At 37.6% G+C, this 26,282-nt stretch carries 28 protein-coding genes and 1 pseudogene; 18 read left to right on the forward strand and 11 right to left on the reverse strand.

Going from position 1 to position 26,282, the window contains the following annotated elements:
• The first annotated feature begins 2 nt into the window (after positions 1 to 2).
• A complete protein-coding gene (modA, locus tag EGS47_RS15015) occupies positions 3 to 764 on the forward strand; it encodes a molybdate ABC transporter substrate-binding protein (protein WP_119686687.1) in 762 nt (253 codons plus the stop codon).
• 94 nt (positions 765 to 858) lie between these two features.
• The gene (locus EGS47_RS15020; RefSeq protein WP_004987835.1) at positions 859 to 1,344 is read left to right on the forward strand and encodes a winged helix-turn-helix transcriptional regulator; all 486 of its coding nucleotides are present in this window, start codon (positions 859 to 861) and stop codon (positions 1,342 to 1,344) included.
• Positions 1,345 to 1,355: 11 nt separating this feature from the next.
• Here the strand turns inward: EGS47_RS15020 and EGS47_RS15025 are convergent, their stop codons facing one another.
• Positions 1,356 to 2,735: a PLP-dependent aminotransferase family protein gene (locus EGS47_RS15025; protein ID WP_005004477.1), complete on the reverse strand. Its 1,380-nt coding sequence runs from the start codon at positions 2,733 to 2,735 to the stop codon at positions 1,356 to 1,358.
• 137 nt (positions 2,736 to 2,872) lie between these two features.
• Between EGS47_RS15025 and EGS47_RS15030 the strand changes: the two genes are divergently transcribed.
• On the forward strand, positions 2,873 to 3,754 hold the full coding sequence (locus EGS47_RS15030; RefSeq protein WP_005004475.1) for a DMT family transporter: 882 nt from the start codon (positions 2,873 to 2,875) through the stop codon (positions 3,752 to 3,754).
• Positions 3,755 to 3,768: 14 nt separating this feature from the next.
• Here the strand turns inward: EGS47_RS15030 and EGS47_RS15035 are convergent, their stop codons facing one another.
• Both EGS47_RS15035 and EGS47_RS15040 read right to left on the reverse strand, forming a co-directional pair.
• The gene (locus EGS47_RS15035; RefSeq protein WP_004987826.1) at positions 3,769 to 4,080 is read right to left on the reverse strand and encodes a TusE/DsrC/DsvC family sulfur relay protein; all 312 of its coding nucleotides are present in this window, start codon (positions 4,078 to 4,080) and stop codon (positions 3,769 to 3,771) included.
• 23 nt (positions 4,081 to 4,103) lie between these two features.
• Positions 4,104 to 4,385, reverse strand: coding sequence for a hypothetical protein (locus EGS47_RS15040; RefSeq protein WP_005004472.1), 282 nt, complete (start codon positions 4,383 to 4,385; stop codon positions 4,104 to 4,106).
• Between the two features lie 102 nt (positions 4,386 to 4,487).
• On the opposite strand from EGS47_RS15040, the gene EGS47_RS18930 reads away from it, so the two are divergent.
• On the forward strand, positions 4,488 to 4,604 hold the full coding sequence (locus EGS47_RS18930; RefSeq protein ID WP_119686688.1) for a DUF1659 domain-containing protein: 117 nt from the start codon (positions 4,488 to 4,490) through the stop codon (positions 4,602 to 4,604).
• 189 nt (positions 4,605 to 4,793) lie between these two features.
• Here EGS47_RS18930 and tusD read toward each other — a convergent pair whose 3' ends face one another.
• The gene (gene tusD / locus EGS47_RS15050) at positions 4,794 to 5,162 is read right to left on the reverse strand and encodes a sulfurtransferase complex subunit TusD (protein WP_004987820.1); all 369 of its coding nucleotides are present in this window, start codon (positions 5,160 to 5,162) and stop codon (positions 4,794 to 4,796) included.
• 73 nt (positions 5,163 to 5,235) lie between these two features.
• On the opposite strand from tusD, the gene galE reads away from it, so the two are divergent.
• The 4 genes from galE to EGS47_RS15070 all read left to right on the forward strand — a co-directional run bounded on the left by galE (position 5,236) and on the right by EGS47_RS15070 (position 9,079).
• Complete coding sequence (gene galE / locus EGS47_RS15055; protein WP_005004471.1) at positions 5,236 to 6,243, forward strand: UDP-glucose 4-epimerase GalE; 1,008 nt, start codon at positions 5,236 to 5,238, stop codon at positions 6,241 to 6,243.
• Between the two features lie 117 nt (positions 6,244 to 6,360).
• On the forward strand, positions 6,361 to 7,755 hold the full coding sequence (fumC, locus tag EGS47_RS15060) for a class II fumarate hydratase (protein ID WP_005004469.1): 1,395 nt from the start codon (positions 6,361 to 6,363) through the stop codon (positions 7,753 to 7,755).
• Positions 7,756 to 7,843: 88 nt separating this feature from the next.
• On the forward strand, positions 7,844 to 8,335 hold the full coding sequence (locus tag EGS47_RS15065) for a hypothetical protein (RefSeq protein ID WP_125269759.1): 492 nt from the start codon (positions 7,844 to 7,846) through the stop codon (positions 8,333 to 8,335).
• A gap of 141 nt (positions 8,336 to 8,476) precedes the next feature.
• Positions 8,477 to 9,079, forward strand: coding sequence for a nitroreductase family protein (locus EGS47_RS15070; RefSeq protein ID WP_119686690.1), 603 nt, complete (start codon positions 8,477 to 8,479; stop codon positions 9,077 to 9,079).
• 54 nt (positions 9,080 to 9,133) lie between these two features.
• Here the strand turns inward: EGS47_RS15070 and EGS47_RS15075 are convergent, their stop codons facing one another.
• Together EGS47_RS15075 and EGS47_RS15080 are read right to left on the reverse strand one after the other, a co-directional pair.
• A complete protein-coding gene (locus EGS47_RS15075; protein WP_119686691.1) occupies positions 9,134 to 10,798 on the reverse strand; it encodes a phosphoethanolamine transferase in 1,665 nt (554 codons plus the stop codon).
• 128 nt (positions 10,799 to 10,926) lie between these two features.
• Positions 10,927 to 11,856 carry a LysR family transcriptional regulator gene (locus tag EGS47_RS15080; RefSeq protein WP_005004457.1) on the reverse strand — a complete coding sequence of 310 codons (930 nt, stop codon included), beginning with the start codon at positions 11,854 to 11,856 and terminating at the stop codon, positions 10,927 to 10,929.
• Positions 11,857 to 11,948: 92 nt separating this feature from the next.
• Here EGS47_RS15080 and EGS47_RS15085 point away from each other — a divergent pair, with 92 nt between their 5' ends.
• The 4 genes from EGS47_RS15085 to EGS47_RS15100 are packed head-to-tail and all read left to right on the forward strand — an operon-like array spanning position 11,949 to position 15,791.
• Complete coding sequence (locus EGS47_RS15085; protein ID WP_005004456.1) at positions 11,949 to 13,190, forward strand: acyl-CoA dehydrogenase family protein; 1,242 nt, start codon at positions 11,949 to 11,951, stop codon at positions 13,188 to 13,190.
• 28 nt (positions 13,191 to 13,218) lie between these two features.
• The gene (locus EGS47_RS15090) at positions 13,219 to 14,340 is read left to right on the forward strand and encodes a phosphotransferase family protein (protein ID WP_005004455.1); all 1,122 of its coding nucleotides are present in this window, start codon (positions 13,219 to 13,221) and stop codon (positions 14,338 to 14,340) included.
• The gene (locus EGS47_RS15095) at positions 14,337 to 15,035 is read left to right on the forward strand and encodes a histidine phosphatase family protein (protein WP_005004454.1); all 699 of its coding nucleotides are present in this window, start codon (positions 14,337 to 14,339) and stop codon (positions 15,033 to 15,035) included. Before EGS47_RS15090 ends, EGS47_RS15095 begins: the two co-directional genes overlap by 4 nt.
• A gap of 12 nt (positions 15,036 to 15,047) precedes the next feature.
• Positions 15,048 to 15,791 carry an SDR family oxidoreductase gene (locus EGS47_RS15100; RefSeq protein WP_005004453.1) on the forward strand — a complete coding sequence of 248 codons (744 nt, stop codon included), beginning with the start codon at positions 15,048 to 15,050 and terminating at the stop codon, positions 15,789 to 15,791.
• Positions 15,792 to 15,842: 51 nt separating this feature from the next.
• Here EGS47_RS15100 and EGS47_RS15105 read toward each other — a convergent pair whose 3' ends face one another.
• Complete coding sequence (locus tag EGS47_RS15105; RefSeq protein ID WP_005004451.1) at positions 15,843 to 16,286, reverse strand: GNAT family N-acetyltransferase; 444 nt, start codon at positions 16,284 to 16,286, stop codon at positions 15,843 to 15,845.
• A 277-nt stretch (positions 16,287 to 16,563) separates the two neighbouring features.
• Here EGS47_RS15105 and EGS47_RS15110 point away from each other — a divergent pair, with 277 nt between their 5' ends.
• The 3 genes from EGS47_RS15110 (at position 16,564) to EGS47_RS15120 (ending at position 18,207) form a co-directional block, all read left to right on the forward strand.
• Positions 16,564 to 16,767 (forward strand): hypothetical protein, encoded by a 204-nt coding sequence (locus tag EGS47_RS15110; protein ID WP_005004449.1) that lies wholly within the window; start codon positions 16,564 to 16,566, stop codon positions 16,765 to 16,767.
• A 200-nt stretch (positions 16,768 to 16,967) separates the two neighbouring features.
• Positions 16,968 to 17,564 carry a uracil-DNA glycosylase family protein gene (locus tag EGS47_RS15115; RefSeq protein ID WP_005004448.1) on the forward strand — a complete coding sequence of 199 codons (597 nt, stop codon included), beginning with the start codon at positions 16,968 to 16,970 and terminating at the stop codon, positions 17,562 to 17,564.
• Between the two features lie 22 nt (positions 17,565 to 17,586).
• Positions 17,587 to 18,207: a class I SAM-dependent methyltransferase gene (locus EGS47_RS15120; RefSeq protein ID WP_005004447.1), complete on the forward strand. Its 621-nt coding sequence runs from the start codon at positions 17,587 to 17,589 to the stop codon at positions 18,205 to 18,207.
• Here the strand turns inward: EGS47_RS15120 and EGS47_RS15125 are convergent, their stop codons facing one another.
• Positions 18,208 to 19,650: a phospholipase D family protein gene (locus EGS47_RS15125; protein ID WP_119686190.1), complete on the reverse strand. Its 1,443-nt coding sequence runs from the start codon at positions 19,648 to 19,650 to the stop codon at positions 18,208 to 18,210.
• A gap of 291 nt (positions 19,651 to 19,941) precedes the next feature.
• Between EGS47_RS15125 and EGS47_RS15130 the strand changes: the two genes are divergently transcribed.
• Both EGS47_RS15130 and EGS47_RS15135 read left to right on the forward strand, forming a co-directional pair.
• Positions 19,942 to 20,217, forward strand: a complete 276-nt coding sequence (locus EGS47_RS15130) for a metal/formaldehyde-sensitive transcriptional repressor (RefSeq protein WP_004997971.1) — start codon at positions 19,942 to 19,944, stop codon at positions 20,215 to 20,217.
• Between the two features lie 19 nt (positions 20,218 to 20,236).
• On the forward strand, positions 20,237 to 21,346 hold the full coding sequence (locus tag EGS47_RS15135) for an S-(hydroxymethyl)glutathione dehydrogenase/class III alcohol dehydrogenase (protein WP_049174211.1): 1,110 nt from the start codon (positions 20,237 to 20,239) through the stop codon (positions 21,344 to 21,346).
• Positions 21,347 to 21,406: 60 nt separating this feature from the next.
• Here the strand turns inward: EGS47_RS15135 and EGS47_RS15140 are convergent.
• A pseudogene (locus tag EGS47_RS15140) lies at positions 21,407 to 23,008 on the reverse strand (ATP-binding cassette domain-containing protein).
• A 589-nt stretch (positions 23,009 to 23,597) separates the two neighbouring features.
• Between EGS47_RS15140 and EGS47_RS15145 the strand changes: the two are divergent.
• The gene (locus EGS47_RS15145) at positions 23,598 to 24,668 is read left to right on the forward strand and encodes a 3-deoxy-7-phosphoheptulonate synthase (RefSeq protein ID WP_005004436.1); all 1,071 of its coding nucleotides are present in this window, start codon (positions 23,598 to 23,600) and stop codon (positions 24,666 to 24,668) included.
• Between the two features lie 49 nt (positions 24,669 to 24,717).
• Here the strand turns inward: EGS47_RS15145 and gcvH are convergent, their stop codons facing one another.
• Together gcvH and EGS47_RS15155 are read right to left on the reverse strand one after the other, a co-directional pair.
• A complete protein-coding gene (gcvH, locus tag EGS47_RS15150; protein ID WP_005004433.1) occupies positions 24,718 to 25,092 on the reverse strand; it encodes a glycine cleavage system protein GcvH in 375 nt (124 codons plus the stop codon).
• Between the two features lie 72 nt (positions 25,093 to 25,164).
• A complete protein-coding gene (locus tag EGS47_RS15155) occupies positions 25,165 to 26,190 on the reverse strand; it encodes an AraC family transcriptional regulator (RefSeq protein ID WP_005004432.1) in 1,026 nt (341 codons plus the stop codon).
• Between the last annotated feature and the right edge of the window lie 92 nt (positions 26,191 to 26,282).

Consider the following 26,282-nt stretch of genomic DNA (forward strand, 5'->3'; position numbering starts at 1 on the left):
TCATGTTAAAACACTTTGGTCTATTTTGCTGCTTATGCACCACGGTCTCTTTCACTTTGGCGGGTGAAGTAAACGTGTATGCAGCACCAAGTTTAACAAATGCACTTACTGATATTATAAAACTATATCAACAGCAATATCCTGACAGTAAAGTGACTCCTGTATTTGCAGATCCAGTGACAATGGCAAAGCAAATGCAACAAGCAAGTCGTGCTGATCTTTATATATCGACGGATAAAAATAGTGTGCAGGCTTTAAATCAAAACAAGCTGGTGACCAAAAAGCGTGCCAAATACTTGATGAGCGATCAATTAGTTGCGATCACTTCTGTCAATATGGATATCCCATTTGGTCAGTCTAAACAGTTTAATTTTGCTCAAGTATTCAAAGGAAATTTGTGTACAGCTCAACTAGATACGAGTGCTTTGGGACTTTATACCAGACAAAGTTTGACTTATTTAGGCTGGCTTTCAAATTTACAGCAACGGATTAGTCAGAATACGGACAATACAAGCCTTTTAAATGCCGTTCAAAATGGAAAATGCGAGGTTGGCATTACTTTTCAGACAGATGCCCTAACTAGCAAAAAAGTAAAAATGATAGGGATTTTTCCTGCAAAATCACATGATCCCATTGATTACTATATAACTTTGACAGCGCAGGGTGAAAAAAATAAAACCGCAACTCAATTTGAGCGTTTTATTTTTACCAGTCCCAAAGTAAGAGCATTATTGCTCAACTACGGTTTTAGCAACAAAAAATAGTCTGGTGAATTGATCGAACATATGATCATGACTAGCTATTTTTATGTAATGAGTCGTATGATTAAGGATAAGCTAAATATATTGGGGAGCAGTGATGAAATGGGATGATATTGGTGAACAGCCATGTTCAATCGCTCGAACGTTATCCATTATGGGTGATCGTTGGACGATGCTTATTTTGCGTAACTGCTTTTTAGGGACTCGCCGTTTTGATGATTTTCAGTCACATTTAGGGGTGACCCGACATGTATTATCAGAACGCTTAAAGCGTTTAGTTGAACACGATATATTAGTCAAAACTCCTTATGTTGATCGACAGGAACGTTTTGAATATCGGTTGACTGAAAAAGGAATGGAGCTTTATCCTGTTCTTTTGTCTATGGCAAATTGGGCCGATAAATGGATGGATGATGGAGCAGGCGCGCCGATGTTATATCATCATAAAAATTGCGGGAAAATCTTTAAACCTATTTTGACATGTTCAGAATGTGGCGAAGAAATTCAAGCTAAACAAGTTTTGGCTAAACCAAGTCCATTATATGTTGATTACCTACGACAAGCCCAGAAGAAAAAGGCTTAACATCAGACTGGTTAAGAGCGGGCATTGTTCATCGCTTTTTCTAAAATAGCAAATATATCTGGGTGCATGCACTGTGCAACATTAAATCTTAAAAATTGCTGGAATCGATCTGATTGACTAAATGAGCTTCCTAAAGCCAGTATCACACCATTTTCATTGCAATCATCAGCCATTTTTTTTATATCAACGTCAGCAGGTAATTCACACCAGAGAAAAATACCTGCTTTAGGTATGACCCATGGCTTTATTTCTAGTTTCTCAAGCATTTCGATGGTGATTCGCATGGATTCTGATAACTTAATTTTGAGTTGTTCCATATGTTTACGATAACCACCATCTGTTAACGCTTTATATAAAATTTGTGCTGAGAAATGACTATGACTGAAACTGGTGGCAACTTTTAAATCAACTAAATGATCAATCCATTCCGCTTTTGCCACTATATAGCCACAACGTACTGAAGCTGATAACGTTTTAGAAAAACTGCCAATATAGATACTGTGTTTAAGACCATCTAAAGCACTAAACCGTGGAGAATGTGCTGTTTCAAAATCCGAAAATATATCATCTTCAATCACAATCATATTGGCTTGTTCAATTAAAGAAACCAGTTTATGTGCAGTCGGTTGAGATAGAGTGGCACCAGTTGGGTTGTGAATACCCGAGTTAGTGATATAAAGGCGCGGATGATGTTGCTCAATCGCCTGTTTAAAGGCCTCTAGATCAGGGCCTTGAGGTGTATAGGGAATACCAATAATTTTAACCTGATGGACTTTGAGTAAAGCCCGAAAATTAAAATAACATGGGTCATCAACCAATACCACATCATCTGGCTTTAATAAAAATCGACAAATCAAATCGATCGAATATGAACCAGAATCGGTTAATAAAACTTGATCAGGTGTAACTTCAATACCTTTGCTATATAAGCGCCTTGCCAATAATTCACGTAATCCTAATAGACCTAAAGGTGAGGAATAATTTACAAGCTCATAGATTGGGCTTTTAGATGCATCCCGAATGGCTTTGCGTAAACTTTCATGGGGCATCCAGTCGTTAGGTAACCAACCACATCCCAATTTTATCAAGTTAGGTGGAGCTTCCAGTAGCCGACGCGAGATCCATATCGGATCCAGATTTTTTTCTCGAACAGGTTCAATATTTGAAAGAATAAGCGGTTCAAGTGGAGTACAGACATAAAAACCAGCACCCGCCCGAGATTCAATAATGCCCATGGATGCCATACGTTCATAAGCTTCAACAATCGTTGATACTGAATAATGAAGCTGTTTGGCTAAAGTTCTGACTGATGGTAAACGCATACCGGGTGTCAAGCGACGACTTTTTAATTGTGCGTCAATGTAATCAATTACCTGTTCAATTTTGGTCATGGCTTATTACACTATTACATTTTGCCTGTACTGGAATTTTATCCAATACAGTTACTTAAAATTGTATTGGATTGTCTCTATGCAAAAACATAACACAGAATTATAAATACAGTCATGAAAATAAGAGTAATTGGGATATGAATCCGCAAGTTTTGGCTTGGTGCAGTGGTTTAGTTGGCGTTATTATTTTTTCTGGCTCATTGCCTGCGACCCGTATTGCTGTTATGGATATGAATCCGTGGTTCTTAACAGGCAGTCGTGCTGTGATTGCGGGTGTGATTGCTGTCATTTTATTAAAATGTCTCAAGGTCAACCGACCCGATCGACAGGATCGTATCGGACTCGTGTACGTGACTTTAGGTGTGGTGATTGGTTTTCCATTATTCACTGCACTGGCCTTGCAATATATCAACGCATCCTACTCAATCGTTTTTGTGGGATTATTGCCTTTAAGTACCGCAATTTTTGCTGTGATTCGCGGTGGCGAAAAACCCAAAGCTATTTTTTGGGTTTTTTCATTATTGGGAAGTACATTGGTACTCCTTTATATCTTTTTGCAAGCTACGCCAAACTCTGAATATCACTCTAACCAGTTGCTTGGTATTTTATTTATGTTTGTAGCAATTATTCTCTGTGGATTAGGGTATGCAGAAGGAGCAAAGTTATCTCGAAAAATAGGCGGTTGGCAGGTGATCTGTTGGGCTTTGGCGATTGCTTTACCCGTCATGTTCATCATTATGATTTTGAGTTATTCAGCCGAAACCCTTAATCATCTTTCTTTTTCAGCGCTGTTTTCATTACTTTATGTATCGCTATTTAGTATGCTCATCGGATTTTTCTTTTGGTATTATGGTTTGGCTCATGGTGGGATCGCAACCGTGGGTCAATTACAACTGTTACAACCTTTATTTGGACTGGGGTTAGCGGCATTGTTATTACATGAATCTATCAGTTGGATCATGCTTATCATTACGCTTGGCATCATTGTTTGTGTGGCATTTGCCAAAAAGTTTGCCTGAACAGAGCTAGCAAGTTATAAACAATTTGCAGGTTTAGGAATACCCGCCAAGCGACTTAGATGGCGGGCAACCAAACCTGTATGAAATCGTTGTTGCAGCATGGCATTATCAATTTCAGGGCCAACCGTTTTCATTAAGTATTTAATCAAAGGACGAGTGGCAGGGGAATGCCCAAACTGTTGATAAAACTGGCGTACAGCGTGTAAAACCTGAAAATGCCAATCTGTTAATTCTAAATCCAAAGAGCTCGCGAGTTGTTGGGCAACTTGATTATTCCAAATGGTATAATCGAGCAGATGTCCATCTTGATCAAGTTCTAACTGCATAAAATAGCCTAAGCAAAAATCAATTATTTAAGAGAAATACAACGTTGAAACTGTAAAACTAAATCCGCAAATTGCGGATAGTCTAATATAGTCAAATTGGAAACTAAATCAGGATTTAACAATACTTGTTCAGTCTCTAGGCAATAACATGAAGAAAAATGTTCTATATCTGTTTGATTTAAAATGGCAACAGATTCACCTAAAAAAACAACATGGTCATGTGGACTGTATATCTGCTTAAGTTTGGCTAAAATACTGTGTGTTGTAGTGGCAGAAGATTGAATTAAATAGAGTGTACGATTCATTGTGCCATTTCCTTACCAATACAAAACATAGTTAAAAGATTGAATAAACTCTGCATTAAATTCAATAAATTCAATGTCCTGTTGGCTTTCCCTAACTAACGGATGATTCTGCAATCTGGACTCAATCAAAATGGGACTAAGATCATAAAATTCAAAACTTTCAACCATATTGGAAGCGGGTTTAAAAGCATGTTTGAGTTGATCAAATACAACATTTGAATTTAAAAGACTTAAAGCAGCATCTTGTAAAAGTACTTTTACTGGGCTGCCAAATGTCGCTAAAACCATCGTCGCCGATAGGCTTTCATTAATCTGTAAAGCACCTAAGTTTGCCTGTGTTAAAATTACGAGTACAGTTTTCACACAATATACCTTTTAAAAGCAACACTCTAACAATACAAAACGTGTTTAAAATTGAACAATACGTGCAGATGATTGTAAGGCATCAGCAAGTTCACCAAGTCCAACCAATTCAAAACCCTGTGCGAGGTTGGAGTTAGATAATTGATGCCGTTTCGCATTTTCTTGATCTGTAATCCCGCGGTTCAGTGCGGCGCTTACACAAACGGGCAAACGAATCGATAGTTTTTGCCATTCATGGGTTAAATGGCGTTGATCATCGGGAAACCATTGCAAACTGTTTGCAACTTGCACAGCATCTTGGTAAAAGAAAACATGAAGTGTTTCACCTTTTGTGTGGAGTGCTTGAGCTAATTCAAAAGCATGCCATGCATGAATAGATGTAGGAGCAGAAGTAATTAACAGTAATGTACTCATTGAAATTTCACTTTGGTCATGAGTCTGGTCAGGAATTGAGTCATACACATCGTAATAAGTAGGTAAGTATACAATGATTTTGGTGACAGGTGGTTTAGGCTTTCTCGGTTCACATATTGCTTTGAGTCTGATGGCACAAGGTCAAGAGGTTATTTTAGTCGATAATCTGGCCAATGCATCCTTACAAACATTAGAACGGCTGGAATATATTTCAGGATTGTATGTCCCCTTTGTAAAAGTGGATGTACGAAATACACCTGCACTAAACAAAGTGTTTGAGCAATATTCGATAGATGCTGTGATTCATACTGCGGGTTTTAAATCTTTGGAAGAGTCCAAATTGAAACCGCTTGAATATTATAATGATAATGTTAGTTGTATTATGAGTTTGCTGCGTTCGATGCAACGTACGGGTGTACGCAGATTTGTTCATCTTTCAAGTGCCGCAGTCTACGGCAAAAGTGGAACAGCATTAACTGAAGATGAATTTTTTAATTTCAGTTACGATAATCCTTATATCAAGTCGCAGCAAATGATTGAGGAAATCATTCGGGACACCATCAAGACGGATAATGAATGGAAAGTTGCCATACTCCGTCTAAGCAATGTGGTTGGTGCATTTGAACATGGGGTTCTGGGTGAAAATGTAGCACCATTACCGAAGAATATTGTGCCTTTGGCATTGCAAGTGGCTGCCATGCAGCGAGATTCTTTGGAACTATATAAAAATGTTGAGACACAGGACAAAACGGTAGAGCGAAGTTTTATTCATGTATTGGATGTTTGTGAAGCAGTATTTGCAAGTTTATATTGGTTAAATCATCAGGATCATTGTTGTGAAAGTTTCAATATTGGTCATGAACATCTGACTTCAATTGAAGCCTTAATTAAGGTGATCAGTGAAGTCACCCATGCTCCGATCGAAACGCATGACGCTTCATATACTTATGACGAACTTGCACAGTTAGGTGTTGATATTTCAAAAGCAGAACAAATACTCAACTGGAAACCAAAACGCAATTTGGAAAAAATGATTGAAGATGAATGGCGGTTTTATCAAAATACATTAAAAGGCCAATAAGAAAATGATTCTTATTTACAAAAATGCACAGGTTGATTAGTATCTTACCACTAGCCAAGCAATGTAAACGTAATTGCTCCAGCCCGTTTTGTCTTAAACAACATGAAAGAGGTTTTTATGCAAACTCGAATTGAACATGACACCATGGGTGACGTTGAAGTCCCAAATGATGCACTTTGGGGTGCCCAGACGCAACGTAGTTTGCAAAACTTTAAAATTGGTCAGGAACGATTACCACGCGCGATGATTCGTGCAATGGGCTTAGTCAAAAAAGCAGCCGCAATTACCAATGCAGAATTAGGACAACTTCCTCAAGATTTGAGTCAATATATTGTAGGCGCTGCTGAAGAGGTGATTTCAGGGCAGTGGGATTCTCAATTTCCCTTAGTGGTTTGGCAGACAGGTTCTGGTACGCAAAGTAATATGAACTGTAATGAAGTGATTGCCAATATTGCCAATCAAAAATTGGGAAATGCACTGGGTTCTCAGTCACCTGTCCATCCGAATGATCATGTCAATCGTGCGCAATCGACCAATGATTCATTTCCAACAGCAATTCATGTGGCAGCTTCTCTGCAAATCAATGAACAGTTGATTCCAGCAGTAAAAAGTTTAAGAGAGACACTCCAAAAGAAATCAGATGAATTTGCTGATATCGTAAAAATTGGTCGTACTCACTTACAGGATGCCACGCCTTTGACTTTGGGGCAGGAATTTAGTGGTTATGTTTCTCAGTTGGATCATGGCTTAAAACGACTACAGCAGGCGCTTGAAGGTTTATATGAATTACCACTCGGTGGTACAGCTGTAGGTACAGGCTTAAATGCGCATCCTGATTATGCGGTTAAAGCTGCTGCGCAATTAGCGAATTTGACTGGTCTGCCGTTTGTGACTGCTCCGAATAAGTTTGAAGCTCTGGCGGGTCGTGATGCTGCTGTATTTGCATCAGGGGCATTAAAAACTCTGGCTGCAAGCTTAAATAAAATTGCTAACGATATTCGCTGGTTAGCCAGTGGCCCGCGTTGTGGTTTTGGTGAAATTCGCATTCCTGAAAATGAGCCTGGTTCAAGTATCATGCCAGGTAAGGTCAATCCTACTCAAAGTGAAGCCATGACCATGGTGGTGGCGCAAGTATTAGGTAACGATACCACTATCAATGTCGCAGGTGCATCAGGTAACTTTGAACTGAATGTGTTTATGCCTGTGATTGCATTTAACTTATTACAGTCGATTCAACTATTGGGCGATGCATGTAATAGTTTCAATGAGCATTGCGCAGTCGGCATTGAGCCAAATAAAGAAAAAATTGATTATTTCTTACATAACTCTTTGATGCTGGTTACCGCATTAAATCCTGTTATTGGTTATGAAAATTCTGCAAAAGTGGCTAAAACTGCTTATAAGGAAAATAAAACCCTGAAACAGGTTGCTGTAGAGTTAGGTTTAGTGACTGCGGAGCAGTTTGACGATGTCGTGAAACCTGAACAAATGGTATTTCCTAACGCGAAATAAGTTGAAATAAACACATCAGCAGTTTGTATCTGGTCTCGATGTGCGTACAATATATGCCTCTTGATATTAACTGCTGATGAAATTTACTATGATCGATGTCTATTTAACAGATGTTCAAAAACATATTCAATTTAATGACTATCCAAGTGAACAACCTGTTAAATTCCTCATTAATCTCAAAAAAATCTTTCCAAATACCGCAGAATTATTGTTACCTGTTTTACCTGAAGATAATAATCTGGAAGATGTCACATGGGAATCGACTTCGACAGATTTTGAAACTTTTAAAAAGTTGTTGGAAGCATGGGGCATTATCGAGCTACGTTTAAATGCTATTACTGCATTTAAAGATAAAGAATTTGCCAATCAACTGGTTAAAAAAGCACAGATTAGACGTAAACAAGTCTCTATAAAACAAGCCCAGCTTTCATTGGTTGATCTTGACTACATTTTTATTCATGAGGTACATAGTTTGCTGGATGCAGAACTGATTGAAATCGGTGAAAGCTTTTATTTACCTACATTGCGCCAACTTTGGAAAAATGAAGTTTCTGAACAGGTTTTATTTAGTAAATTTTAATTATTATTAATAAATCAAAGCATTATTGAATTTTTTCTAATGAAATAATACGACGAAATGGTACAAAAAGTGCTATAAAGAAAGTGAAACACGGTTTTCACTTTCTTAAAATTTTGTTGTATCTCATCAGGAAAATATACAATGTCAAATACTTTTCTTCCTTTATTGCAAAATCGTCGTACGATTTACGCGATTGGTAAAAATCTCTCTCAAACAACAAAACAACTGACTGATTTAATTCAGGAAGCAATTCGTCAAAGCCCATCATCTTTTAATTCCCAATCATCGCGCGCTGTTATTTTATTAAATGATGAACACGAAAAATTTTGGAGTTTTGTCAAAGAAAAATTACGTGAATATGCAACTGATGATGCAGCCTCAGCTAAAACTGATGCAAAAATGGATAGCTTTGCTGCGGGCGTTGGCACAGTTTTATTTTTTGAGGATCAAGACGTAATCAAAGGCTTACAAGAGCAGTTTGCATTGTATGCAGATAATTTTCCAGTTTGGTCTGAACATTCAACGGCAATGGCACAACTCGCAGTGTGGACAGCTTTGGCTGCTGAGAATGTAGGGGCTTCTTTGCAGCACTACAATCCGATTGTGGATGATAAAGTACATGCGGAATGGGAAGTTCCAAGCAGTTGGAAACTTCGCGCTCAATTGGTATTTGGTTCGATCGAAGCGCCAGCAGGTGAAAAATCATATATTGATGATGCAGCACGTTTCAAAGTATTTAAATAAAACCTGTGGTGAACCGAATTTAGATGGTTCTAAATTCGGTTCATAATTTATAAGTTAGTCCTGAAAGACCTGACAATGATCCAGCATATTAAATTTAGAATCCATTACACTGGTTTTGATATCCAGTAATGACAGAAGGGTTGGGAACAAATTATCCTGACTTAAGTTATGATTTTTCTGAGACTTTAGGCATTCAACCTGATTATTTTGTGTAGATTTCCAATCATTTGAAAACCACATCAACATTGGAATATGTGTTTGCTGTGATGGTGCAAGTGCATAAACCGTACCATGCAGATAAATCCCATTTTCACCAGTCGATTCCCCATGATCGGATAAATACCAAAGCGCTGTCTGATAATGTTTGTTTTTATCAAGACTTTGAATTATTTTACTTAAAATATGGTCAGTATAAACGATGGTATTATCGTAACTATTGATGAGCATCTGGCGATCACAAGTTTGAATTGCACTGGTTTTACAAGTCGGCTGAAATGGAGAAAACTCAGGCGTGGTGCGGTTATAATAAGCAGGACCATGACTACCACGCTGATGCAACACGATCAACTGTGGGGTTCTATCCTGATGTGGGATGGATGCCAAGTAGCGTTGTAAGCTCATGAGTAAGACATCATCCAGACAAAAACCATCATCGCGACAATATTGCTTCTTGAGCTTTTTACTAATTTTAATATTATTAACTCGATCACAAGCACCTTTACAACCAGAATCATTATCAATCCAAGTGACTTTATAGCCTGCACGCTGCGCGATATCAAGTAAACCTTCACGATGAACCGTTAGATTTGCATCATATTGTTCTTTGGTCATGCCTGAAAACATGCAGGGGACGGACACTGCTGTAGCTGTACCACAGGAAGTTACCTGACTAAAGTTAAGTAGATTTTCTATTTGTGCTAATTGGGGAGTGGTATTACGCGTATAACCATTGATTGAAAAACTTTCTGCACGTGCGGCTTCACCGACCACTAAAACCATTAATTTGGGTTTTGACGTTTTAGTTTGCGATACCATGATTTTTGCATCTTCACCAAATCTAACCAAAGGTAAGTTTTTTTTATGTAAATGATGAAAATATTTATAACTTGAAGTCAAAATATTATCAGGGGAAATCAACTGGCGAATATCTTTATGTTGCCGAAAAATATTAGTAAAATTTAAATAGTTACTTAATACTAAAACCAATAATATGATAAAAGAAACAATAACATAAGATGATTTTTGAATTAGATTCTTTTTTAAAGAAGGGTATTCAATAGGTATCAAACAAACGACTAAAATCGGTAAAATAACCATTCCTATACTCCAGAGCGAGAAAGGAAGGGTCATCAGTTGTTTGGTTTCAGCCAAATCTGTCTGCATGACATTTTGAATTTGTTCAGGAGAGATATAAGCTCCTAATTCATTACTAAAATAAGCACTGAGTCCACCTAATAAAATCAACACAATAGCAATGGGTTTTGCTGTCCATTTCCAGCCAAAAAACTGAAGATAAAGGTTGTAATAAGCGCTCAAACAGACGGCTACGATGCCTAGCCACACACAAGCAAACCAGCTAGTAAAGCCTGAGAAAGTATGAACCTGTTGGTAAAAACGAAAATTTAAAGCGAGTGCCAACCACAAGGCTATGATTAAATTAAAGCAGGCAAGTGAGATTTTGGGGAGAGATGCTTTAATTCGGTGAGGAAAATGCAACATAAATCAGCACCAAATGTGAATCATGCAATTTAGGAAATACATCTTAAAATTATCTTAATTTAACTCGATCAAAATGGATATAGCACGATAAATAGCGTTCAAATTAAAACGAGATAACATCAAATAGCCTAAGCAAATAAATTGATAATCTCTTGTTTTAAGAACTGATATCTTAAATTTTCCTGCAAATCATAATTAAAAAACATTCCAATATTTATCAGTGGAAAATGAAAAGGCAATTCATGAATATTCAAGTTTTTTGCATAAAACAAATGCTCCAAAAGAGTCTTAGGCAAGGTCAACATAGCCAATGGATTTTGCTCAAGAATTTGTAAAGCCGTGGAATAATGCTGGCAACGTAAAAAGATGTGTCTCGAAATATTATTTTGACTCAAATAGACATCTTCAAGTAATACGCCTGTACGTCTCGACGAAACCCCGATATGCAGCGCAGACTGATACGATTGTTTAGTCACTTCAAGTTGTTGGGTACAAATCACATAACGGTCTGTAACTAAGCGCTGAAACCCAATGTGTTGCGCGAGATTATTTTCAAGGTCAATTACAAAATCTAGTTGTTGGGTCGAAAGATCATTTTGTATGGTTTTTCGATTCAGTTTAATACTACTGAACTGAATGTCTGGAGCAATACGTTGAAAATGATCAATTAATTTGGGAAAAATTAAGGGTTCAATTTCGTCATGAATCGCTATTTTAAGAGTTTTGATGAGACTTGGGTCAAAATTTTGTTTTTGTTGACTAATACTTTGAATTGAAAGTAACGCAGCCTTAATAACAGGGTAAACCCGCTCAGCAAAAGGCGTCGGTAGCATTTTATTGCCATGACGCACAAAAATTTCATCGTTTAATTGTAATCTCAGGCGTTGTAATGCATGGCTTGCCGCTGATTGGCTAACAGATAGACTCGATGCTGCATGAGAAATACTTTTTTGTTCAAAAATTGCAACAAACAGTGGATATAAATTGATATCAATGCGATGAAATAACCCAAGATCTAAAAAAGAATTGTGAGGATTAGAGTTATGAATGGGATTCATAGTTTGATATTCAATAAAATCATTTCATGCATAATAAATTTGAGCGTATGTTCAAGTAAAGCGAAATAACACACTCATTTTAAGGAATCATCATGTTTGAGCTATCCGAACGTGCACAGGATTTTATTTCAAAAACAAAAAACTTTATTGAAAATGAAATTGAGCCCATTGAAGCTGATTTTTGGCATGAAGTGCATACTCTTAATCCAGACGGGAACTGGAAAAATTGGACGTGGCCTGCACAGCTTGAAACATTAAAAGATAAAGCCAAGCAAGCGGGTTTATGGAATATGTTTCTACCTGACCCTGAACTTGGTGCAGGTTTATCTGTACAGGAGTATGCCCATATTGCAGAGCTTTCAGGACGTAGTTTGCTTGCACCTACGGTATTCAACTGCAATGCGCCAGATAGTGGCAATATGGAAGTTTTATGGCGTTACGGTTCTGAGCAACAAAAACAGCAATGGTTAATGCCTTTACTCGCAGGAAAAATTCGTTCAGTCTTTTGTATGACTGAGCCAGCGGTTGCTTCTAGTGATGCGACCAATATGCAAGCGACTGCGGTGGTTGATGGCGATGAAATTGTTTTAAATGGTCGTAAATGGTGGTCATCAGGTTTAGGTGATCCAAATGCCAAAATCATTATTTTTATGGCGCATACGCCTGATGAAAATAAAGATCGCCACCATCAGCATTCCATGGTACTGGTTCCAGTCGATACCAAAGGCGTTACAATCGAGCGGATGCTACCTGTATTTGGTGATTATGACGCACCACATGGCCACGGCGAAATTAGTTTTGATAATGTACGTGTGCCTGTTGAAAATTTTATTGGTGGGGCTGGGCAAGGCTTTGAAATTGCGCAAGGCCGTTTAGGACCAGGACGTATCCATCACTGTATGCGTTGTATTGGCGCAGCGGAAAAATCACTAGAATTGATGATCGACCGCGGTATGTCACGTAAAGCTTTTGGCAAAGAATTATTAAAACTGGGTGGTAATCTAGAGCGGGTCGCAGAAGCTCGTGTTGCAATTGATCAAGCACGACTATTAACTTTATATGCTGCCTATAAAATGGATACATTGGGAAATATGGCGGCATTGACTGAAATTTCAGCAATTAAAGTGGTTGCACCAAGTGTGCTTGAAAAAGTCGTCGATATGGCAATGCAACTGCATGGCGGTGCAGGAGTTTCCAAAGATACACCTTTGACTGGATTCTTTGCTCAGGCACGTAGCTTGCGTTTAGCAGATGGCCCTGATGAAGTACATAAAGGCATGATTGCTAAACTTGAATTGGTAAAACGTGGTTATAGCACGAGAAAAAAAGCATAAAGTTAGATTTAATATTAAAGGAAGATATATGTCGATCATTGATATTGGCGGTCAGGTTCGAGAGGGTGAGGAGCTGAATGTTTTGGCCGTTGAAAACTGGCTTAAACAACAAAGCATTGTATTGGCTGGCGAAGCTAAAGTTACTCAATATACCGGAGGCGCTTCGAATTGGACCTATCGTTTGCAATATGACAATCTAGATCTGATTTTACGCCGACCACCTGTAGGAACTAAAGCCAAGTCAGCCCATGATATGGCGCGTGAATATTTGGTACAAAAAAACTTAGCGCAGTCTTATCCCGTTGTCCCTGAAATGATTGCTCTTTGTCAGGACGAGTCTGTCATTGGCTGTGATTTCTATGTGATGAAACGTATCGAAGGGATTATTCCCCGTGCGAAACTGCCACCTGAGTTAAACTTTTCTGAGCAGGATGTGCATGCGTTATGTATTAACGTATTAGATAAATTAATTGAATTACATCAAGTGCCTTATCAAAACACGCCACTTGCTGAAATTGGTAAAGGTGAAGGATATTGTCGTAGACAAGTTGAAGGCTGGGATAAACGCTATGAAAAAGCGAAAACCATCAATGTGCCTTCTTTTCATTATGTAAGAAAGTGGTTGTTTGATCACATTCCTCAAGATTCAACCACTTGTATTATTCACAATGACTGGCGCTTTGATAATGTGATTCTTAATCCTGAACAGCCAACTCAGGTGATTGGGGTACTCGATTGGGAAATGGCAACACTGGGTGATCCGCTGATGGATTTGGGCAGTGCTTTGGCGTATTGGGTCGAAGATAGCGATAATATGATTTTTAAATCGACTCGCCGACAACCGACCAATCTAAAAGGCATGTTTACTCGTAAGCAAGTGGTCGACTATTATCTACAAAAAACAGGTTTAAGTACTGAAAACTGGACCTTTTATGAAGTATTTGGTGTATTTAGATTAGCCGTGATTGCACAGCAAATTTATTATCGTTACTTCCATAAGCAAACTCGAAATCCTGCATTTAAAGATTTTTGGATCGTGATTCATGCTTTGCATATTCGTGCCTTAAAGTTGATTGCACAGCAAAAAATACAAGATTCAGAAATTGCCCAGAAATATTTAGATAAAGTGCAAAGGGTGTTAAAAAAATGACCACCATCTATTTAGTACGTCATGGTCAGGCTTCTTTTGGTAAAAGCAATTATGATGAACTATCTCAAAATGGCGAAGCTCAAGCCACCTTACTAGGTCGTTATTTTAAAGATATTTTAAAAGAGCAGCCATACGTTGTTGCGGGTACGATGCAACGTCATTTGCAAACGGCACAAGGCGCACTCAAAGAAAGTTTTCCAGAAACAACCATCCATACCGATGCGGGTTGGAATGAATTTAATCATCAACAAGTGTTTGCGCAGTATGAACCGCGCTTTAAGCAACCCGAATTACTCAAGGCTGATGTAGCCAAAGAAGCTAACCCACGTGCGTATTTAGCTAAAATCTTTGAAGGCGCAATTACCCGTTGGACAGACGGTGAATTTCATCATGAATATGATGAGTCTTGGCCAGATTTTAAGCAGCGTGTAGAAACAGCATTGCAAAAATTATGTGATGAGCTTGCGCAAACGAAACCCAGATACGCTGTCGTTTTTACTTCAGGCGGAGTCATTTCTGTCGCTGTTGGAAAAATCATGGAGTTGAGTATCAATCATACTTTTGCATTAAATTGGGCGATTGCCAATACCAGTTTAACGACCTTGAGATTGGTTGGAAATCAGCCACAACTCCTAAGTTTAAACGAACATCATTTTATTAAAGCAGTTAACCCAGATCTGCTGACATGGATATAAAAGGATTTTATCATGGCAAAAACGATTTTAATCACGGGAGCAAGCTCTGGACTTGGAGCAGGCATGGCACGAGAATTTGCAAAGAAAGGCTATAATCTTGCGATCTGTGCCCGACGTTTAGAGCGTTTACAGGAACTTCAAACGGAACTGCAAAGCGAATATGGCATCAAAGTGATTGCAAAAATTTTAGATGTCACAGATTACGATCAGGTATTTGAAGTTTTTAAAGCTTTTAAACAGGAATTTGGTCAATTAGATCGAATTATTGTCAATGCAGGTGTGGGCAATGGTCGGCGGATTGGTAAAGGCAACTTTGAAATTAATCGAGCGACCGCTGAAACCAATTTTATTTCAGCACTGGCGCAGTGTGAAGCTGCTGTTGAAATTTTCCGTGAACAAAAATCAGGGCATTTGGTGGTGATTTCATCCATGAGCGCGATGCGCGGCTTGCCGAAACACCTTTCAACTTATGCAGCCAGTAAGGCAGCAGTGGCTCACTTGGCTGAAGGTATCCGTGCTGAATTGATTGATACACCGATCAAAGTTTCTACCATTTTCCCCGGATATATTCGTACCGAGTTAAATGAAGGCGCTAAACATTTGCCATTTGAAGTCGATGAAAAAACAGGATCACGTCTTTTGGTTAAAGCCATTGAAAAAGAACCCGTGAAAGCTTATGTCCCGCAATGGCCGTGGCTGCCAATGGGGATTGCCATGAAAGTATTGCCATTAAGACTGGTCAATAAACTAGGCTAGAAATATCTAGGAGATAGCATTAAATTTTATGCTATCTCCTGTTTTTTTAGATTATTTGAATAATTTTCGGTATTGAATAAAACCAGTTTGATCTGCAATACGATCGTATAACATCCGCGCCTGTTCGTTATTTTCTTGTGTCAGCCAATAAACACGCGAACAATGATTTCTTTCGGCCTCTGTATAAACGGCTTCAATCAGCTTGCGCCCTAAACCAGACGCTCGATGTTTGGGATCAACAAACAAGTCCTGTAAATAACAATAATTTTCAATGGTCCATGTGCTACGATGAAAAATATAATGTACCAATCCAACCAATTGTTTTTCTTCATTTTCTATAACTAAACAATATACAGGTTCTTGCGCATCCTGAAATCTGTCAAACGTGGTTTTGGTTATCTCATCAATGATCGTCGCCTTGTAAAATACCTGATAACCTTTCCATAGCTGAAGCCATTCATTGAAATCATTTTTTGTTACTGGACGTATGTTCATTATCTTCTCTCAATAAGTATCTTTTGTTGTGATTTAAGTTTTGGATTTCACTTAAAATAACCATCCTTGTATCAAAGCAAGCATTTCAACAATATTCAAATTTTTCTTAACGCATTCATTGCACAAATTTTAAATTGCCAATTTTTTATTTTTAAGATGTTTTGAAAATAAACTTTATATTTTGTAAATTTATTGATTGTATTTCTTGAACAAATAGGATTTTCCACAAATAAAGCCTATAATTTAAACATAATTTTAACCACAAGAGATTTAAAACATGCTTTTAAAATTTGCGACGCGTTTCATGGGGATTTTGGTGGCAGTACTTATCGTATTTGCTCTAGGGATTCACTTTTTATTTCCTGCAAAACTTACAATTGATTTGTGGATCATTGTTGTTCCTCTAATTTTGGGTGTGCCAATTGTCTTCTCGGTTTTACTTGCTAAAGATGATGAATTAAACCCTGAATTAGTTAACTAATTCTTTATTTACTCAAATTATTTTCAAGAGCCCATTTTACAATGGGCTTTTTATATTGTTGTATATTTTCAATTAGAGTTAGTTTATGTAAATCATATAATTATGCAAAATAATAAAATTCAAGTCTTTAAAAATTTACTTTGATGATCATTACAAGGCAAAATATCTAAAAATTTATTTAAGCGCCCTAAAAAGATAGTATGAATAACTTTGAGTTCGAAATAGAGTCACATCCACTTCAACCATTTTTACCAAGCAATGCAAAACTACTGATGTTAGGTAGCTTTCCACCTCCAAAAGAACGCTGGAAAATGGATTTTTATTATCCAAATTATCAAAATGACATGTGGCGGATTTTTGGTTATTTGTTCTTCGATGATAAGAACTATTTTTTAGATCTCGAAAATAAAAATTTTAAGCAGCAGCAAATCCATGATTTTTTAATTGAAAAGGGGATTGCCATTTTTGATACTGCTGTTCAAGTTCAACGCTTAAAAGGCAATGCTTCTGATAAGTTTTTACAGATTGTGACACCGACCAATTTACAGGATTTACTTGAGCAAATTCCTCAGTGCAATACGCTGATGACGACGGGTGATAAAGCCACGGATACATTGATGCTGTCTTTACCTGAAAATACCGAAAAGCCCCAGATAGGGCAATCTACTCAAACTTATTTTGTAAGTCGGTGGCTTGATTTATATCGTATGCCGTCATCGTCCAGAGCTTATCCTTTAGCGCTCGAAAAAAAAGCAGAAGCTTATCGTGTACTCTTTGAAAATATTGGTTTAATTTAAAGAAAAATCAAAGAGAAAAAATATGAATATCGATGTTCCAAGTCCAATAGATTTAAAAAAATATCAGGACGCAAAACAGTGGGAGTTAACGGCAAATCTTAAGCGACCGTGGCGTTATGATTTTTTTGATTATTATGCACAAAAAATTGCGCAAGGCACTGATGCTCAGTTACACATTTTAGAGTTAGGATCAGGGCCAGGATTTTTAGGCAAGTATTTGTTAGAACGTTTGCCTAATATTCAATATACAGCCTTTGATTTTTCAGAAGTCATGCATACGCTAGCTTTGCAAAAGCTTAGCCCAGATGAATATCAACGAACGACTTACTTATTGGGTGATTTCAAGCAAGCCAACTGGCAAAAGAGCCTAGACCAATTTGACTATATTATTATTCATCAGGCTTTACATGAATTAAGACATAAAAGCCATGCATTAGACTTCCATAAGGCAGTAATCAGTTTACTCAAACCGAAAGCAACTTATTTTGTCTGTGATCATCTTTTTGCTGAAGATGCGATGCAAAATAATGAGCTGTATATGTCTAAAACTGAACATTTATCAGTCTTAAAACAGGCAGGCTTTATTTCCATTGATATTCAATTAGAAATACAGGGCTTATGCCTATTTGAATGTAAAGTCTAATCACATCATCCATTCAATAGGTAAGCAAGCCATAAATTTCATTACAAGACGTTGAAATTTTGTGGTTTTAGGGTCATGAGCGTATTTTATAGTTTCACCATTCTCAAGATATTCTGTCCAGATCACATTGCCTTGTTGATCCAGACTCAACTCATAGCATGTTAATGGCAAAAATTTGTCAAGATCATCAGTAATATTTTGTTGAAGTTCTTCAGATTCAACAACCAATCCAACTTCAGTATTGATATGCGCAGAACGAGGATCAAAGTTGAATGAACCGATAAACACTTTGCCTTCGATATCAAAAAATTTTGCGTGTAAGCTCGAATTACTTTTTCCTTTAGCAGGTATGACTCGACCAGTTAGTTTTTCATACCATGTTGGTTTTTTTCTCGGAATAATGGATTTTAACTCGTAAAGTTTGACGCCACTTTCCAGTAAAGCCTGACGATATTTACTATAGAAAGCATGAACAATGGCAACATCATTTGCAATGAATGAATTGGTTAAAATACGTATTTTTATGCCTTGTCGACTTTGCTTACTTAAAAATGCTGTACCTGAGCGAGTGGGTACAAAATAAGCAGAAACCAATTCTAGATGATCTGAAGGGTGGCCCATAAGCTGAGCAATTTGATGATAAATTAATTCGTCCTGTCTTGATTCACCTAAAATTTTCTGTGGAACATCCGCAACGAAATAAGCTTTCTTCCATCGTAATGAATAATTTTTTAATATATTATCTAATTCACTTTGAGCTTCATAAATTTTCTTTTCAACTGGCGTATCAATTTCATTGAATTGCTTAAAAAGCTGTTTTAGTTTTGATTGATCATTTGATTTTGTAGCCCCGACAAAATGTCGAATAGGTAGACTTAAGGAAAAATTCCAGAAGTTTTGAAATACATCGACCGCATGAGTGACAGCAGTTCCATAAAAAAGAATATCTAGATCAAAAAATTGAAATTCGTTACCAGCTTCAAAATATTCGCCACTAATATTACGCCCGCCTGTGACAGCAATACAATCATCAGCAATGATCAGTTTATTGTGCATTCGATGATTAATTGCTTTTGCTCTAAATAAGTAATCTAATACACGTAACTTTCTGAATTTATATGGATTAAATAGGCGGATTTCAAAAGCTGGATTGTCTGAAAGTGCACGTAAAATAGGATCAAGCCCATTTCCGTTTTGATCATCGATGAGTAACCGAATCTTAATCCCTCGGTTTGCTGCTTTATATAACTCATTCAACATGAGCTGGCCAATAAAATCGTTATTCCATATATAATATTGTAAATCGAGAGTTCGCTTGGCATTTCGAATCAAAAAAATTCGTGATGCAATACTAACAAAAGCATCATCTAAAGCGACATAAGCGGTTAAACCTTGCTCTATTTTTTTTACCGCATCTTGATCATTTAACCAGTCAAAGTTCATAAGTCTGTATCTCTCAAAATATTTCTTATCATATTCAATCCGTCATAAATTTTTATTACAAACATTTGTCTCCTGTTATTTGGTTCTCTATTTTAGAAAAACGCTATTTTCAGATGGTGAAGATATATCTATATGATATTGATATTTCACATGTAAGATCAGATATTTAGTTGTTTTTTTGTAGTCCTTTAATAGTTATAGCTAAAATTTTATTGTGCATTTGCTTTATTGTTTGAATTAATAAATATACTATACTGGGGTATAGTATAAAAGATGTAAAAGAGAGGGCTTATGCCTAAGCAAATTGAAGACAAAAAGAAAATTATACTTCGCCTTCGCAAAATTCAGGGTCAAGTTCAGGCCATTGAACGTGCACTCGAAAATGACACTTCATGTAACGCAATTCTTCAACAAATTTGTGCAACACGTGGTGCGATGAATGGTCTAATGAATGAAGTGCTGGAAATCCATCTCAAAGACACTCTAGTTGAGGGAGAGACGACAGAACAACAGCGATATGAAGAATTAGCTGAGATTACCAAAATTCTGAAATCTTATTTAAAGTAAATACAAAAGGAGAGAAAGCATGAAATCACGTGCTGCTGTTGCATTTGGTCCAGGTCAACCCTTACAGATTGTAGAAGTGGATGTCGCTCCACCCAAGGCAGGTGAAGTCCTGATCAAAATCAGTCATACAGGAGTTTGTCATACCGATGCATTTACTTTATCGGGTGATGATCCTGAAGGTGTATTTCCTGCCATATTAGGGCATGAAGGTGCTGGTGTTGTGGTTGAAGTCGGTGAGGGTGTTACCAGTGTCAAACCCGGCGATCATGTGATTCCACTTTATACAGCTGAATGCGGCGAGTGTTTATTTTGTAAATCAGGAAAAACTAACCTATGTGTTGCTGTTCGTGCTACACAAGGTAAAGGTGTTATGCCAGATGGTACGACACGTTTTTCTTATAATGGCGAGCCCATTTATCACTATATGGGATGTTCAACCTTCAGTGAATATACAGTGGTTGCCGAAGTTTCTTTGGCAAAAATTAATCCTGAAGCGAATCATGAACAAGTTTGCTTACTTGGATGTGGTGTCACTACAGGCATTGGTGCTGTTCATAATACCGCCAAAGTGCAGGAAGGTGACAGCGTTGCAGTCTTTGGTCTAGGTGGTATTGGACTGGCGGTGGTACAAGGTGCACGTCAGGCAAAAGCAGGTCGCATCATCGTAATCGATATGAATCCAGATAAGTTTGAACTGGCGAAACAATTCGGCGCAACAGATTTTCTTAATCCTAAAGATTATGATAAGCCTATTCAGCAAGTGATTGTAGAAATGACAGGTTGGGGAGTCGATCACTCCTTTGAATGTATTGGCAATGTCAATGTGATGCGTTCAGCACTTGAATGTGCGCATCGTGGTTGGGGTCAATCTGTCATTATTGGTGTCGCGGGCGCAGGTCAAGAAATCTCAACACGTCCATTTCAGTTGGTCACAGGACGTAAATGGTTAGGAACAGCTTTTGGTGGCGTAAAAGGTCGTAGCCAATTACCTGGTATGGTTGAAGATGCAATGAAAGGTGATATTCAACTTGAACCATTTGTGACTCATACCATGCCACTTGATGAAATCAACCATGCTTTTGATTTGATGCATGAAGGTAAGTCAATCCGTAGCGTGATTCACTATTAACCAAGCTCGTGTATTTTTGATCTGAACCAACACAACAAATGCAAATAAACAAGAGCGTCTTTACGACGCTCTTCGTTCATTTAAAAGAGCTGCAATCTTGACTTCATGAATGATTCCACATTGTTTTACAAAATAATCATCATGAGATACTAATATAATTGCGCCATTAAAACTTTGAATTGCTTTTGCTAGCAGTTCTCGAGACTCTATATCAAGATGGTTTTCTGGTTCATCCAATAGTAAAAGATCAATTGAATTTAATGGATGAGCCATAGCAATTAAAGCGACTTTTAATTGTTCACCACCACTCAATTCGGATAATGGCTGTAATACTTTATCTCCACGCAATCGTAATTGCCCCAGCAAATTTCTCCAAAACTCTGCGGTTTGATCTGGGTTTAAATCCATTAAATTTTCAAGTGCTGACAGCTGTTGATCTAAAAAGCTAAAGTTTTGATCTAGATACAAGCTACGACTTAAACTTATAGAATCATGATTTTCATTTGAAAAATCTCAAGATAAAATTCAAAGCAAAGTAGATTTTCCACTTCCATTTTTACCTACCAAATGAATTTTTTCATTGGGCTGTAAAGAAAAATTGAAGTGAGCATTTTGTAAATAGGGATGAGGCGTGTTTGCTAATCTCAAAATTTCACCTGATTTTTGAACAGCAGATGAAAATTCAAATTGCTGCGATTTAACTGTTTCTAGTCGCTGTTTTTTATTGCAAAGCGATAACTGTTCCTGATGTAACTGACGCTGTTGTTGTCGAATAAGTTGACCTGATTGTTGAGTTGCCTGCTCTCGTTTAAAATCCAAAATGACTTTCGCTTGTGATCCTGTTTTGCGTTTTTTGTTCGCGCTAGCCTGTCTTTTCTGATTCTTCATCAAAGTTTGATGTTGTTGTACAACCTGTTGCTTGAGTTGACGTTTTTCTTGCTCAATATCGTGTTCAAGAGCGTGACGTTGTAAGGCTGATTGTTTTGCATAATGGGTATAGTTTCCAGAAAAATGGGAAAGACCAAACTCATTAAATTCCAAGATATGCTGCATTTCATCTAATAACAAACGATCATGACTAATAATTAAAGATCCCATGGTATGCGCTTTTAAACATGAAATTAACCATTGTCTACTGACACAATCCAGATGATTACTGGGCTCATCCAATAAAAGATAATGATCCTTCAAGGCAAATAAGCGACATAGAGCCAGTTTGGTTTTCTGTCCTTCACTCAATAAATGTACAGAAAAGTTGAGATCAAGGGGTAATCCTGCCTGTTCTAATTGCTGTTGCCATTTGTAAGGTAAGTGCCATTTATCTTCGACCAGATCGTAATCCTGAAATGAAGCTGTATTATTTTCGATCCGTTTAAAAGCATCAACTAAATTTTGAATATCCAATACTTGAGCAATGGTATTACCCCTTAGTCGGTTGAATTGAGATAGATATGCGACAGGACATTGCCAATTAATCTGTCCAATAAAGCTAAATTTAGAAACTTGCGCCAAACACTGCATCAGCAGTGATTTACCTTGACCATTACGACCAATGAGGCCGGTGCATTGCTGTATGGGAAGATTAAAGTGAAGTTGATCAAAAATATTTTTGGAATGAATGTCTAAGCTAAGCTGCTGAATAATACATGCCTGTTGGGTCATAAGACCTCCTAATACAACAGGATGTACAAAATAGAAAGTAAATAAAAATAGGTAAAACAACAAAGTAAAAGTCTATTTTGTACATCAATTACAAAAAAGTGAAATTGATAAAAATAGGACTTACTTCATTGGCAGAAACTCGATTGAGCAAAAAGGGGGAATGCTCATCTTAATGCTTTGTATATTTATTCGTCAATAAATAAATTATGAAAAACACTTGTCAATTTCCTAAACACAGAGTATGTTTGGCATCAAGATATGTTTTATTTAACTGAAATAGCAATGTTAAAACAACCTATGATCAACAACGCTTATTATTACTTTTGGCAATTTAAATAGTTGCCTGAACGCATTCGGGCAGCAAAATGGTTGCCCTTCAAGTTAATACCTGATCGGCAACCCCGATCAGGTTTTTTTTATATCTATTTCATACCTTTATTTTGGAGATGTGCCGTGTATAACTTGATGACTTCATATTTTAGCAATGTTTATTGGTTTTACTTTAGTCAAAACCTACAACTGAATAGACCCACATCGCTCAAATAAATGATCGGACTGAAAATAGAGTCAGTCCAAAGGAAATAGTCAAATGAATGCGCTCAATAAAACTTTAATTGCACAAAATACTTCAAAAGAAATCTCGCTTAGCTTGCCATGTGAATTAAAAGCGGCATATCCGCTATCTTCTACTTTTGCCAAACAAATTGCTGAACGTCGTCAAACCATCCAAAATATACTTTCAGGCAAAGATTCACGATTAATGGTGATTGCTGGTCCATGTTCAATTCATGACCCTGTATCTGCATTAGAATACGCAGAAAAATTGATCAAATTACAAGAACAGGTTAAAGATCAAATTTTTCTGGTCATGCGCGCTTATATTGAAAAACCACGCACAACAGTCGGTTGGAAAGGCTTTTTGTATGATCCAAATCTTGATGGATCATCAGATTTGCAATTGGGTTTGGAAAAATCACGCGCTTTATATTTACAGATCATTGAAATGGGTTTACCGATTGCCAGTGAAATTCTAAGCCCTATGGCAACAGCTTATTTTGATGATCTTTTGGCTTGGGGAGCAATTGGCGCGCGTACCAGTGAATCACAGATTCATCGTGAAATTTCCAGTCATATGCCGTATGCAATTGGTTTTAAAAATGGCACAGATGGTTCAATCCAGATTGCGCTTGATGCGATTCAATCGGCGGAAAACCAACATCAGTTTTTGGGAATGAATCAGCAGGGTTTACCTGCAATTTTACAAAGCAAAGGTAATCCATTGGCACATTTGATTTTACGTGGTGCCAATCATGGCCCGAATTATGATCTCACTTCGATCGAGCGGATTAAAGCCGACTATAGCAGCAAATACCAAGGTGAATTACCTGCACTGGTGATTGATTGTAGCCATGGCAACAGTTCGAAAGACCCAATGAAACAACCTGAAGTATTAAAGCAAATCATTACAGAGCGAACTGTTAGCAACGTTCGTGGTGTTATGTTAGAGAGTCATTTGGTCGATGGTCAACAAAAAATTTCATGCGATATGACCTATGGCCAGTCAGTCACAGATGGTTGCTTGGGTTGGGATAAAACTGAAGCTTTATTGTTAGAGATGGCTGATCAACTGGGTCAAAACATATTACGTCAATCGGCTTAAATCCTGAAAAACCATCTCCCTTATAATTGTGGGAGATGGGTGATTTTACTTACAGACCAGCTTCGTATTCAGTATTGGAGAGAAGTTGCTCTACATCTGCGATATTGTCTGGTTTAATTTTATAAATCCAGCCTTTACCATAAGGATCATCGTTAATAAAATCAGGATCATCTTCAAGCGATGTATTGATTTCAATCACAGTACCAGAAACAGGTGCATGAATATCTGATGCGGTTTTGACCGATTCGACCACACCCGCTTGAGCACCCGCAGTGAGATGACTTCCAACTTCAGGAACTTCAACATAGACAAGATCACCAAGTGCATCCTGAGCATGATCACTAATCCCAGTGACTACAAGATCACCCTCAATTTTTGCCCATTCATGCGTACTCGCATATTTCAATTCAGAAGGATGATTCATTGCAGCTCCTTAACATCCAAAGTTTGCTTATTTTGAAAGTGGTTATACAGGTTTTTAAATAAAAATAAAAGCTTATAAATAAGGGTCTTTGCGCCAGTTACTAGGGCTACGACCACTCCAGCGTTTAAAAGCACGACTAAAATTGGCAACATCTGAGTAACCTAGTTCATCAGCAATTTGCTCAAGACTATAATCTGTTCTTGAAAGTAGGGAGGTTGCATGGCGATACCGAACTTCATCGACCAAAGTTGAGAAAGAAGTTCCTTCGGCTGCAAGCTGACGTTTTAAAGTCCGATCAGACATATGTAAACGTTCAGCAACGCTTTCAATGCTTAAATAATGCTGTTCAGAATGAGTCAAAATATCGCGGACGCGCATAGCCAAACGACGGCGTTCACCTAAGGCAGATAGTTCAGATTCACATTGATTAATCGCAATCTGACTCGCAATCGGGTCGGCATTCACCATTTTTAATCCCAAATATTGCTTATCAAAACTAGATATGAGATGCGGTTGTTCAAAACGCATATCGATATTCATTTTATTCAAATATTTATCGAAACCTTCAGGTTTTTGAAAATCCAGATCTACTTCACCTGTTAATTCTTCATTACCCGTCAACGCTTTAGCCATGCTCATGATGCCAATGGTCAATGCCAGAATAATTTCAGTTCGCAAGGGTTCAAGATCAAAATCACACTGTAATTGTAATGTTGCTTTGGGCCCAAAAGTAGAGAAGTAAAGCTGTAAAAAGGGCATGCGTAATTGAATAAAACGCGTTGCTAAAGCCAAAGCATCGGTAATGTCATGCGCAGTCATAATGGCATAACCAATAAATCCATGAATGGAAATACGCATCTGATTGCCAAGATGATAACCCAACGTCGTTTCACCTGTTAAACGCAAAGCATGTTTAACCAATTCATTGGCAACATGAATAGGAATCCGATATTCGGGATCGGCCAATTGCTCACTGGTTAAATGAAATGGAGCAAATAGGGTTTGATCGTTATATCCCCAACGCGACACGACATCTAATAGCAATAAGCCATAAACGCCTGGTATTCCTTGTTCTTGACGAGCTGAATTAATTTTCATTCGCTATCCGTGGCTTTACATGTGCTTCGTTTAAACTGTTACATCTTGGCATGAAATTTAAAATAAAAATACTGAAATTGTTGGACAAAATT

It is taken from the genome of Acinetobacter sp. FDAARGOS_515 (assembly GCF_003938865.1).
Lineage (GTDB): Bacteria > Pseudomonadota > Gammaproteobacteria > Pseudomonadales > Moraxellaceae > Acinetobacter > Acinetobacter ursingii.

Bases quoted from the DNA above. Each gene is read 5' to 3' on its own strand.
- gcvH (WP_005004433.1), bottom strand. From the start codon at position 25,092: ATGAATCATCCTTCTGAATTGAAATATGCGAGTACGCATGAATGGGCA.
- EGS47_RS15040 (WP_005004472.1), bottom strand. From the start codon at position 4,385: ATGAATCGTACACTCTATTTAATTCAATCTTCTGCCACTACAACACAC.
- EGS47_RS15035 (WP_004987826.1), bottom strand. From the start codon at position 4,080: ATGCAGTTAGAACTTGATCAAGATGGACATCTGCTCGATTATACCATT.
- EGS47_RS15125 (WP_119686190.1), bottom strand. From the start codon at position 19,650: ATGAACTTTGACTGGTTAAATGATCAAGATGCGGTAAAAAAAATAGAG.
- EGS47_RS15100 (WP_005004453.1), top strand. From the start codon at position 15,048: ATGGCAAAAACGATTTTAATCACGGGAGCAAGCTCTGGACTTGGAGCA.
- EGS47_RS15070 (WP_119686690.1), top strand. From the start codon at position 8,477: ATGTCAAATACTTTTCTTCCTTTATTGCAAAATCGTCGTACGATTTAC.
- EGS47_RS18930 (WP_119686688.1), top strand. From the start codon at position 4,488: ATGATTCTGCAATCTGGACTCAATCAAAATGGGACTAAGATCATAAAA.
- EGS47_RS15120 (WP_005004447.1), top strand. From the start codon at position 17,587: ATGAATATCGATGTTCCAAGTCCAATAGATTTAAAAAAATATCAGGAC.
- EGS47_RS15110 (WP_005004449.1), top strand. From the start codon at position 16,564: ATGCTTTTAAAATTTGCGACGCGTTTCATGGGGATTTTGGTGGCAGTA.
- EGS47_RS15115 (WP_005004448.1), top strand. From the start codon at position 16,968: ATGAATAACTTTGAGTTCGAAATAGAGTCACATCCACTTCAACCATTT.
- EGS47_RS15135 (WP_049174211.1), top strand. From the start codon at position 20,237: ATGAAATCACGTGCTGCTGTTGCATTTGGTCCAGGTCAACCCTTACAG.
- EGS47_RS15130 (WP_004997971.1), top strand. From the start codon at position 19,942: ATGCCTAAGCAAATTGAAGACAAAAAGAAAATTATACTTCGCCTTCGC.
- EGS47_RS15025 (WP_005004477.1), bottom strand. From the start codon at position 2,735: ATGACCAAAATTGAACAGGTAATTGATTACATTGACGCACAATTAAAA.
- EGS47_RS15145 (WP_005004436.1), top strand. From the start codon at position 23,598: ATGAATGCGCTCAATAAAACTTTAATTGCACAAAATACTTCAAAAGAA.
- EGS47_RS15080 (WP_005004457.1), bottom strand. From the start codon at position 11,856: ATGAATCCCATTCATAACTCTAATCCTCACAATTCTTTTTTAGATCTT.
- EGS47_RS15065 (WP_125269759.1), top strand. From the start codon at position 7,844: ATGATCGATGTCTATTTAACAGATGTTCAAAAACATATTCAATTTAAT.
- fumC (WP_005004469.1), top strand. From the start codon at position 6,361: ATGCAAACTCGAATTGAACATGACACCATGGGTGACGTTGAAGTCCCA.
- tusD (WP_004987820.1), bottom strand. From the start codon at position 5,162: ATGAGTACATTACTGTTAATTACTTCTGCTCCTACATCTATTCATGCA.
- EGS47_RS15020 (WP_004987835.1), top strand. From the start codon at position 859: ATGAAATGGGATGATATTGGTGAACAGCCATGTTCAATCGCTCGAACG.
- EGS47_RS15155 (WP_005004432.1), bottom strand. From the start codon at position 26,190: ATGAAAATTAATTCAGCTCGTCAAGAACAAGGAATACCAGGCGTTTAT.
- EGS47_RS15085 (WP_005004456.1), top strand. From the start codon at position 11,949: ATGTTTGAGCTATCCGAACGTGCACAGGATTTTATTTCAAAAACAAAA.
- galE (WP_005004471.1), top strand. From the start codon at position 5,236: ATGATTTTGGTGACAGGTGGTTTAGGCTTTCTCGGTTCACATATTGCT.
- EGS47_RS15075 (WP_119686691.1), bottom strand. From the start codon at position 10,798: ATGTTGCATTTTCCTCACCGAATTAAAGCATCTCTCCCCAAAATCTCA.
- modA (WP_119686687.1), top strand. From the start codon at position 3: ATGTTAAAACACTTTGGTCTATTTTGCTGCTTATGCACCACGGTCTCT.
- EGS47_RS15090 (WP_005004455.1), top strand. From the start codon at position 13,219: ATGTCGATCATTGATATTGGCGGTCAGGTTCGAGAGGGTGAGGAGCTG.
- EGS47_RS15105 (WP_005004451.1), bottom strand. From the start codon at position 16,286: ATGAACATACGTCCAGTAACAAAAAATGATTTCAATGAATGGCTTCAG.
- EGS47_RS15030 (WP_005004475.1), top strand. From the start codon at position 2,873: ATGAATCCGCAAGTTTTGGCTTGGTGCAGTGGTTTAGTTGGCGTTATT.
- EGS47_RS15095 (WP_005004454.1), top strand. From the start codon at position 14,337: ATGACCACCATCTATTTAGTACGTCATGGTCAGGCTTCTTTTGGTAAA.